This window comes from Aureimonas phyllosphaerae, assembly GCF_900113065.1.
GTDB lineage: Bacteria > Pseudomonadota > Alphaproteobacteria > Rhizobiales > Rhizobiaceae > Aureimonas > Aureimonas phyllosphaerae.
This window is the reverse complement of sequence record NZ_FOOA01000045.1, coordinates 1-9,579: the sequence shown is the minus strand read 5'-3', so window position 1 is coordinate 9,579 and position 9,579 is coordinate 1. Positions and strand designations below refer to the sequence as shown.

Sequence of the window (9,579 nt, the reverse complement as noted above, 5' to 3'; positions counted from 1 at the left end):
TGCGGGATCGTCGGCTGTAGCGCGTAGAGGCAGTCATCCAACGGCAGCAGCGTGTGTCGTCGAAACGCGACGACCATCGCCTCCTCGGCCTCGCTCAAGGTTGTCGATCGCGGCTCCTTCGGCCCGGTTTTCCTGTCCTCCAGGGTCTGGCGTTTGCGCCACTTGGCCACCGTCTTCGGATTGATGCCGAGCTCCCGGCTCAGCGTCGCGAGCGAAGCCTCCGATCGCTGTATTGCTGCTCGGATGGCGTGCGTGGTCGTGGCGCTGCCGTGACGAACCTGTCCCATAGGGCATCCTTCCATTCTACGGAAAGGATCACACCATCAAACCCTGGGATCAAACACCTAGGCGGCCATGCGGTCCAGCTTCGGTTGGCGACGCGGCGGTTCCGATGCGACGAGCGGGATTGTCGGCGACGGATCTTTGCCGAACGCTTCGGGGCGGCGGCACCGGAGCGCGCACGCCGCACCGGACGCATGGAGGGGATCGTTCATCACCTCGGCTTAGCGCTGGGCGGCAGACCTGGCGCCGCGTTCGCGGCCCGTCTGATGTTGCCGGTCAGCAACGATACGCTGCTGCGTGTCGTTCGGCGCCGGGCTCGTCCGCGGGCCGAGCCCCTTTGCGTTATAGGGATCGACGACTGGGCGTTCCGCCGCAACCACCGCTACGGCACGATCATCTGCGACCTAGAGCGGCGCCGCATCGTCAAGCTTCTGCCCGACCGCGAGATCGCGACCGTCGCCGCCTGGCTTGCCGCCCATCCCGGCATTCACGTGGTCTCGCGGGACCGAGGTGGCGGCTACGGGGAAGCGGCGGCACGGGCACTGCCCGATGCTATCCAGGTCGCCGACCGCTGGCATCTTATGGAGAACGCCAGCAGCAGCTTCCTTGAGGCGGTATCGAAGTCGATGAAGCCGATCCACGCTGCCCTCGGCGCGACGGTTGTCGACCCCAAACTTCTGACCTGTGCCGAACGGCTCCAGTACGAAGGCTACCTTCGCCGCGAGGAAACAAACGCCATTGTCGCCGAACTGGCGGCCAACGGCGTCTCGATCAAGGAGATCGTCCGCCGAACGGGTCGTAGCCGCAAGCTGGTTCGCCTGATCGTACGAGGCCAGCGCACCGATATGTTCCGCGCTCGCCAGGGCTCGCTCGACCCGCACCTGCCGTTCCTAGACGCGCAGTGGGAGGCAGGCTGTCGCAACGGTGCCGAACTCTGGCGTCGCCTGCGGGCACTCGGCTTCGCCGGATCGACCCGTGTCGTCTCGGAGTGGGCAACCCGTCGGCGCCGATCCGAGCGCATGACGGCCGCCCAACTTCACAGGCCGCCCTGGCTCGGACGATCGCCCGTTTGATGACGCTGAAGCGCCATCACCTCACAAAGGCGGAAACCCTCACCGTCTCTGCGATCGAGCAAGGATCGCCAGCCCTGGCCGAAGCCCGCACCCTGGTCGACCGCTTCCAGTCCATAGTCCGGCGTAAGGCCGAAGCTGATCTCGACCCTTGGCTCCAGGACGCCGGCTCCAGCCTGATCGCCTCGTTCGCCCGCGGCATCACCAAGGATCTCGGCGCCGTGCGTGCTGCCGTCACTGAGCCCTGGTCGAACGGACAGACCGAATGGAGTGGACCCCGTTTCGCCGGACAGGCGGCGGTTGGGTTTAGGCACTGAGGCTGATGAACTCGCGAGGCGAGCGGAACTTCAGACCTGAGTGCGGGTGGACCTCGCAATAGTCCTCGATCCATTCGGGGAGCAAGGCAAGGATGGTGTCGGCGTCGGGCAGAATGGTGACACGAGCGTAGTCGCGTTTCAGGGTTTTGACGAAGGCCTCGGACATGCCGTTGGACTGCGGGCTTCGTACGGGCGTGAAGAGCAGTGTCAGACCGAGGGCCCGGGCTGTGTCGGCGGTGTCCCTGGCGATATAGGCGCTGCCGTTGTCCGAGAGCCATTCGACGGCGTGCGGGACCTTGATGGTGCCGAAGCAACGTTCGACCGCCGTGACCATGAGGTCGCGCACCATCTCGCCGGAGATGCCGGCATTGGCGACGGCCGACCAGGCGATGACCTCTCGGTCGCAGGCGTCCAGCACGAAGAGGATGCGCACGACCTCGCGGTTGCGGGCGTGGATCTCCAGATGGTCCGAGCACCAGCGGATGTTGGAGCGCAGCGCGATGACGATGCCGTCGTGGGTTCGACCGGGCCGCGAGGCGGTATGGCGTTCGAGCGTCAGCCCGTGATGCTGCATGATCCGCAGCACCCGCTTGGCGTTGACCGTGGGCTGCCCTCGAAGGCGCAGCTCCCGGTTCAGCAGCGCCGTAACGCGCCGATAGCCGTAGGTCGGCCGGGCATCGACGATGGCACGGATGGCGGGCAGGAGCCCGGCATCCTCGGCCTTGCGATACGGACCCCGCAGCTTCGCCGTCTTGCTGCGTCGCTCGTTGATGTGAGAACGAGCGACGTTCAGCGTTCGCGCCACGGCACTCACCGGGAACCGTCCGTCGGATCGCTCCAGGACAGCAAGGGCAACGTCCGTTTTTTTGGGCGGGCGACGTTGAGAGCCTCTTTGAGGATCTCGTTCTCCATCGTCTTGCGGCCGAGCAGGCGCTCGAGGTCACGGACCCGCTTCTCCAACTCGCGGACACGGGACGTGCCGACGACATCCTCATCGGCCTGGACGGCAGCGTGGCCGCCTTCCAGCATCCGGCGCTTCCAGGCAAAGAGCTGCGAGGGTGAGACGCCAGCCTGACGTGCCACGAAGGACACGCTCATGCCCGGCTGCATCGCCTCCTCGACGAGCCGGACCTTCTCGGCGGTCGACCAGCGCCGCCGCCGTTGCACCGAGGTGATGACTTCGACCCGCGAGACCGGGCCGTCAGACGCTTTCGACATAGTCGTACTCATAGGCGAATGCCTATGCCTTATCGGCTATGCCGCCTGTCCGGTCAAAATGGGGTGCGCTCCACCGAAGGGCACGTCAACCGACTGGAGCTGGTCAAACGCCAGATGTACGGGCGCGCCAAGCTCGATCTGCTCGAAGCGCGGCTCGTCGGAGCGCCTTGATCGTCATCGAAACTGCGTCAGACCCAAAGTTGCACGCCGAATGACATTATGCCCCAGCGCCGTCAGGAACGGCGCCAGCCACCGTTCCAGCTCCACTCGCCAATCCGATCCCATGGTCGGCCCTCCGTAAGCCGACCTCCTATGAATCACCGATCAAATGCCGGGGGAATCCCTTCTGGAAACATTCTGCCAAAGTAGTGCTAGCCATCCGTGGCTTAAATTCAGGAGACACGTCACATTCATTCAAACCCGGCCATTCGACTGGTTTATGTGCCATTCCGTCGACGGTATAGTAGCCCTGTTGATGCTGAACCTCACTGAAGCGAAACGCTCGCGAAACCCCGTTCAGAGTCAACACTTTGACAGCCAATGGCGAACTTCGTCAGGATCCTTGCACAAGTCCTCGACGGCCGTCTCCGGACAGGAGATCACCACCGTACCAAGAGTTTCCCCCGGGTAGAATGCCGACGGGATCTGCTTCGGCTGACCCCGTCGCTTCGGCTCGGTTGCCGGACCCTTGATTCCCATTCGACGGTAGGGCAGCTCAGGAAGCGATCGCAGCATCTCGGCGCGCGACGCCACATCCGGCATGAGGATCAGGACGGCTGGATAAAGGCCCGCAGCGGCGACCGCTTTCAGAAATCGGGATCTCGCCTGCAACCGCGATCGCTCGATCACCGGGGACGGCGGGATCTCGATGATGCCGAACACGTCGACGTCGACGTCGACATACTCACCCTCCTCATCGCGTATCAGCAGCTTCTCGAGCTCGCCCATCTCCCGAGATAGTCCGCTCCTCGACCCGTACGAAACGTCGTCCAGAAGCTTTTGCCGGTCGATCACAACGCGGGCCGTGATCCCGCACATACGGTCATAGGCATCCAGCTTACGCACCACGCGCAGGTATGCAAACGACATCGAAGGCAGACCCCGGCGCTGGAGCCCGGCCTCGAGGACGGAGTTGGGTCGCGTCGCCATTTGGGTCTGGCCGATCCGCTGGATCTGTCCCAGCACCGCCTCGAACCAGTTCGCGCTTACCGAAGGCGCGCGGGACGCCAGTTCCGCCGTAACATACCCCCGAACGGTCAAAGAACCGTCTGACACCTTCTTCAGGGCTGTGGCAGCCTCGACGGGATCGCGCCGCGTCCACCGCCCGAAAGCCTTCACGACGTCGATCGCACTGCGACGCAGCGTGTCTGCGAGATCAGGATCGCGGGCGGCTTCCCGATCGGCAATGGCAAGGCTCGTGATCGCGTTCTGAAGAACGGCGCGTGTCGTCCCTAACTCGGTCGCGATCCGCGTCAGAGTTTCGAGTTTCGTTCCATGCGCGCGATCGTCTCCCCGAAGCTCCTCGGCTTGCTGCGCTAGATCGAACCACTGCTGCTTATCTGACATGCTGTAGGTCTATCAGGACCCGGGCCTAGCTGCACGCTCCTTGTCCGTAGTTCAATTTGAACTACATCAATTCGAAAGGAGTCATGCCATGCCGAAAAAACGCCGAAAGAGAATGGTCACGCGCGTTCCGAGCCACGCCGAGGAACGGGTTCTGGCACTCATTGTGGACCTCAAGCAGCGGAAGCTGCCGCTCCCGGCGCGCGCCGAGCAGCCAAACGACGCATGGTACGGCGAGATCGAGAGGCAAGCCGGGGTTCACCCACTCTTCCTTTCGAAACCCCGAGGCGCCTATGCGCGAGCAGCCGTCGATGCCGCTGCCAGGACGCTCGGCGTCGCGGTGCTGCGGCCGCAGATCAACCGCCTCGAGTTGACGATCGCCGCCGCGGGAGGATTGTGGACCGAGGCCGTGCGGCGTCACCAGAAAGAACTCGGCGAGTACTGTGCTGCGGAACTGACCGCTGCCAAAACGTTGATTGCCTTGATGAGCAAGCGAGACCCGGAAGCCGGCGGCGGATCGGCAACCAAAGCGATCAGCGCGCTCCGGGACGCGATCTCCAAAGGTAAGATCCGCGGCGGCACCTCCCATCTCGACCATCTCGACGCGTTCGAGGCGTTCACGGCAACGCAGGTGCAGGGGTTGGACCTGCCCGAAACCTTCTGCGGTGCTCTCGAGGTGTCGATGGCGGCCAGGGGCCTCTCGGCTGGCGCGCTGGCCGGCCGGATCGGGATCCGGCAAATGAGGCTCGTGAACTGGCGGTCGGGCGCTCGGGTGCCGGATGCGACCAGCGAGGTCTACGTCTCGGCGATCGAGCGGGAGCTGGGGCTGGAAGACGGCGAGCTTCTGAAGCGGATCCAGCGGCGTCGCGCGGGGCGGGGAAAAATTGCCGAGGGCCTCTATCCGCCCGAACTGCGCGGGCACCACCTGATGAGACGGCGCAGCGAGATCTCGCCACGCTTGCGGACGGACGTTCTGCTGCTGGATACGGCCAAGCGGCATGCGGAAATGAGAAAGATCAACGACGAGATCGTCGAAGAGAAATACGAACGCGCAGCCCGCAATGCCTTCCGTCAGGACACATTCGCACTCAAGGATTGGCCTGCCGATGCTGCGGCCGAGTTCAAGGCTTTATCGCATCTTAAAAATTCGTTCGTTCTCCCCCAAGAGATGAAGCGCTACGGGGACAGGAACAGACTCACGACACTTGCGATGCGCAAGCACCACATCAGCCTATTTTTCGGATATCTGTCATCTCGGCGCGATGAGTCATGCCGCATCGCGGTGGACGACCTCTCCTTGACCCTGCTTATGATTCCTCCGTTGCTAAGGGATTACATGGAATGGAAATCGCAGCGGACGATCGATAAGGAGCGCCTCTCCGATACCGATGTCGACTTCATAACAATGTCGGCATCGCTGGTGAATAGTAAGGACGGATTCCTGATGCAGCATCCTGAACTGGCTTCGCGCATCAGCAAGCTGATTGAGACCTGCAACCTCAGGGTCCTGCGTCGCGACGGAACTCTATGGACTACTGTTTCCCCAGCGAACTGGATGGACTTTTGCCGGGACTGCTATGAGGAACTGAAGTCCCTCGAGAAGTCTCTGCGCCCTATTGTTACGGCCAGATCCCGCATCCATGAACTTCTCCCCATTCTGGAACTGCCCGACCCTTCTGTTGTGGTATACCGAGCCATCGATAATATGCGCACCGAATTGCGCTCACTAGAGCGAAACACGCTCGCCTATGCGCGGCTCCAACGGAACCTTGTGATTTTCCACATTTCAACGCAGGTTGCTCTTCGGGCGGAAACCTGGCTGCAGATCACCGTAGGTGGTAGGGCCGCCGATCTCGTCTACCGTGATGGTCGCTGGCAATTCAACATCCCAGCCGCCAAGATCAAGACGGGTGACATATCTCGTAGATTCGCAAATAACCCAATCTACACCCGAGAATTACTTGACGATGATGGTTTGTATGACGACATAAATGAGTACATGAATCATTCAAGAAGTATGATTTGTGGCGAGCGAGGATCGCTTTTGTTTTTGGCAAATTGCCAACAGAATCCATTTTTCAAGAAGGACTACTTCCAGAACGTCATCAGGACAGCGGTGGATAAATTCATAGGGTCAAATGCCGATAACGAAAACATGCATCTAATGATGAAGAGCTTCTCCATCCATCCTTTCCGTCATATATTGGCTACAACAATATTGAAGAGAACGGGAAGTTACGAGCTCGCTGGAGACGCGCTCGCGGACGATCCAGAAACCATCAGAAAGTATTACAGCTATTGGTGCTCGAATGATCGGGCAAAGGAACTGCTTGCCGCGTTGGGTCGAAGAAAGGAGGAGGAATTGCCTTAATTTCACTATTCAGGCCCAGTTGTTCAGTTCCAGAGTGTGATGGCGTATCGTTGACGCCATCACGGGGGAGCGCGCTATGGGCCCATCCCTTTACGTGAACGCCAAGACCACGCACGCCGTTCGAGCAGAGCTATAGCGATCGAAAGCTTCGGTCGCGGCACTCGCGAGGCGATACAAGATCAACAAGAAGACCTTGAGAAAATGGTGATCCCGTCCCAGCGTCGAGAATGCGGCGATGGGTTCGAAGGAGCGCACGAGCAGCGTAGTGTTGGCAGGCACGATGAGCTTGGGCGTCACATGCCAGCCCACGCGGTCGAGGATCAGCGCGGCATGAGCGCCGGGATCGAATGGCGAGCGATATCTCCGCCAAGTGTCGGCTCATGGATCCGGTGTCGCAGTAGGGTGGCACGAGGCCGGCGCCTTTGCCCTTCTTCGGGTAGGCGGTCCCGAAGATATACGCCCACATCGTGCGCTGATTCTGTGGAGCGGACAGTCTTGTGCCGCGACGTGCCCGGCATCAGGAGAGCTTGTTCTTCTGGCCAATTCGGGTCTCGTCGGTCTATCAGAGCTCGATCACGGTGTCCGGCACGAGCCTTGCCCGAATGGCCGCCAGTTTGGCCGGGACGTCTGTTTGAAACCCGCCACCTCATCTCGTTCTGCGCAAAGCGGTGCGGGCGAGCCGACGGCTTGGCAAAGCTGAGTGACTTAAGTTCGCGCTCGACCATGGTCTCGTTCAGCGATATTTGGAACGCCTCGAAGATTCTGTGCGCCAGATCCTTGCGCTGCAAGCGCATCATGCCATGCACGGCCGGGATCGGGCCGCTCTTTACGATCCGAGCCAGAGCTTGGCGCTGCTCCTCGTTCAGTTTGGGCAAGCTGCCCGGCGCCTTGCGGTTGACCAACGCAGCCAGGCCAAACGCGTTGAACCGCAGCACCTAATCGCGCACGATCTGGAGCGTCACGCTGGCGAGACAAGTCGCGTCTGCGCGTGAGGCTCCGTCATAGATCACCACCAGCGCGAGAAGCCGGCGAGCCTTGGCAGCATCCTTCGTCGTGCGCGCCAGCCGGCGTAAGTAAACACCATCGTAATCCGTGCGAAGCGGAATGGGCGTCGCCATGGCAAACTTCCGTTTGCCACCATGTTTCAGATCACGATCAGATTGGGAATTCTTAACGAATCGAAGTCGCCGCCAGTTGATATCAGCCGTGGGTTGGAGCGCAGCAGCCTAATCCTCAAACGAAAACGGCCGCGCCATTCAACTGGGGGTCGAAAGAGGCGCGGCCGCCTTGCTCCACCGAAATGGGCAAGTACTAGCAATCTAGATCAGGGGCTGATCCAGCGCTAGCGGTCGCGTCATAAACTCTTCTGACATGGTAAATCGCCGTCAACAGCTTTTGCAAGAGGGGGCGTGCTCGTGCACATATTTGGTAGACTATTAAAACAAGTTGACCTGTTCGGGGTTGGGACCCCCATTACGTATCACCAGTGATGCCGCCTATTTCGTATAGGTCCGGCCTTTGTATCAGAATTTGTTGTCGAGCGAAGAGCGACCTGTCGGCAGTTCGGCGAACCAAGCATTAACCACTGCTGCAACTTCGCGCGCCTGGAGCTGGCTCAGGCGTCGATGCGTGTTATGTTGCTGAATGCAGGCTCACGTCCTGCCGGCGCGCTGCGCCGTTCACAGGCGATCGCCAAGGGGTTAGCGGCCCCAAGGCGATCTGACCACAACGAAGCTTGTAAGGAGCATTCGCCATGGCTGACGCCATTTACGCCGCGCCTCCGCGTGCAATCAATCCCGCACGCAACACGAAGCTGACCCCGGGCTGGTCCCGCGCCGATGCCGATCCGGCTGTCGGCACGCCGCCCGCTGTCGGACGCGGTCTGATGATCGCCGGCTTGCCGGACGCACCGAGCGCGACGGTGCCGCAGGTCCGCTAGCGCCAGGGCGCGACCGCAGGCCACTTCGTCCGACCGACACCGACCGACTGATCCCGCGAAGGCAGGTCGCCTTGCGCTGCGCCGTCACCCTGTGCGGGTGATCGCGCCCGCTCGTCCGATTGCGCCGCGAGTCAGGCCGTGGTGTCGGTCCTGTTTCGTCCGATTGATCGCGCAGGCCCACCGTGCCTGCCGCGCGGAGACATCCTTTGTCCGTTCGTATCACCCCAACCGGAGCGTCCCCGCTCCAGCGCCTTCCCATGTCCATCGAAGCCCTGGTCGACCGTGAGGTCGAAGCCGTTCGCGCTTCGGTTGCCGCTACGATCTATCCCCCCGATCCGGTGCTCGGCGCCGTCTCGAGAGCAAGTTCCATGGCGCAGGCCTTCGTGCGTCGCCACGGCATGCTCGCGGCGACGGTCCTCGGCCACACGATCGACCACCTGTCGGCTGGTCGCCTGGAGGTTCTGCATGAGTTCACCGTACCGCTGACGCGCGTCGCCGCCGATCTCGTGTCGGCAAACGCTCGTGAGCGTCTCGCCACGATCGACCTGCCGCCCGAGGCGACGTGGACGGGGACGTATCGCCTCGATCTCGTCGTTATCAGCGAGGAGCTCGGCATCGCCTGGATCGTCGAGGTCAAACGAGCGAACGCGGCAACGAAAGGGCATCGCCTCAAGGGCATGCTGCGCCAGCTCGATATCGCCCGCCTGTCGGCGTTGCCGATCCTGCGCGGCTCCTATCGCATCTCGCGCGTCGAAAGCCTTCTCGTCTCGCTCTACGGCGACTCCTCGTGTCCCGACATTCTCGACCGTCGGTCGCTCG

8 protein-coding genes and 1 pseudogene are annotated in these 9,579 nt (G+C 61.8%); 4 read left to right on the top strand and 5 right to left on the bottom strand.

Annotated elements, in window-relative coordinates:
- Positions 1-287, bottom strand: a 287-nt coding sequence (locus tag BM175_RS22025) for a transposase (RefSeq protein WP_483073370.1), incomplete at its 3' end; no start/stop codon positions are given.
- Between the two features lie 57 nt (positions 288-344).
- Here BM175_RS22025 and BM175_RS22020 point away from each other — a divergent pair.
- Positions 345-1,618 (top strand): annotated as a pseudogene (locus tag BM175_RS22020) (ISL3 family transposase); the annotation flags it as partial.
- A gap of 40 nt (positions 1,619-1,658) precedes the next feature.
- On the opposite strand, the gene BM175_RS22015 reads toward BM175_RS22020, so the two are convergent.
- A protein-coding gene (locus BM175_RS22015; protein ID WP_090966945.1) for an IS3 family transposase occupies positions 1,659-2,887 on the bottom strand; the annotation gives its coding sequence in 2 pieces (ribosomal slippage) (positions 1,659-2,539 and positions 2,539-2,887; 1,230 coding nt in all).
- A 522-nt stretch (positions 2,888-3,409) separates the two neighbouring features.
- Positions 3,410-4,453, bottom strand: coding sequence for a hypothetical protein (locus BM175_RS22010; protein WP_090966943.1), 1,044 nt, complete (start codon positions 4,451-4,453; stop codon positions 3,410-3,412).
- An 88-nt stretch (positions 4,454-4,541) separates the two neighbouring features.
- Here BM175_RS22010 and BM175_RS22005 point away from each other — a divergent pair, with 88 nt between their 5' ends.
- Entirely contained in the window at positions 4,542-6,821 is a 2,280-nt protein-coding gene (locus tag BM175_RS22005; RefSeq protein ID WP_139224769.1) for a hypothetical protein, read from the top strand.
- A 320-nt stretch (positions 6,822-7,141) separates the two neighbouring features.
- On the opposite strand, the gene BM175_RS22540 is transcribed toward BM175_RS22005, so the two are convergent.
- Positions 7,142-7,756 (bottom strand): helix-turn-helix domain-containing protein, encoded by a 615-nt coding sequence (locus BM175_RS22540; RefSeq protein ID WP_139224768.1) that lies wholly within the window; start codon positions 7,754-7,756, stop codon positions 7,142-7,144.
- The gene (locus BM175_RS21995; protein ID WP_090966937.1) at positions 7,757-7,939 is read right to left on the bottom strand and encodes a hypothetical protein; all 183 of its coding nucleotides are present in this window, start codon (positions 7,937-7,939) and stop codon (positions 7,757-7,759) included.
- A 635-nt stretch (positions 7,940-8,574) separates the two neighbouring features.
- Between BM175_RS21995 and BM175_RS21990 the strand changes: the two genes are divergently transcribed.
- Entirely contained in the window at positions 8,575-8,760 is a 186-nt protein-coding gene (locus BM175_RS21990) for a hypothetical protein (protein ID WP_090966935.1), read from the top strand.
- A 257-nt stretch (positions 8,761-9,017) separates the two neighbouring features.
- Positions 9,018-9,579, top strand: a 562-nt coding sequence (locus BM175_RS21985; RefSeq protein ID WP_139224767.1) for a hypothetical protein, incomplete at its 3' end; no start/stop codon positions are given.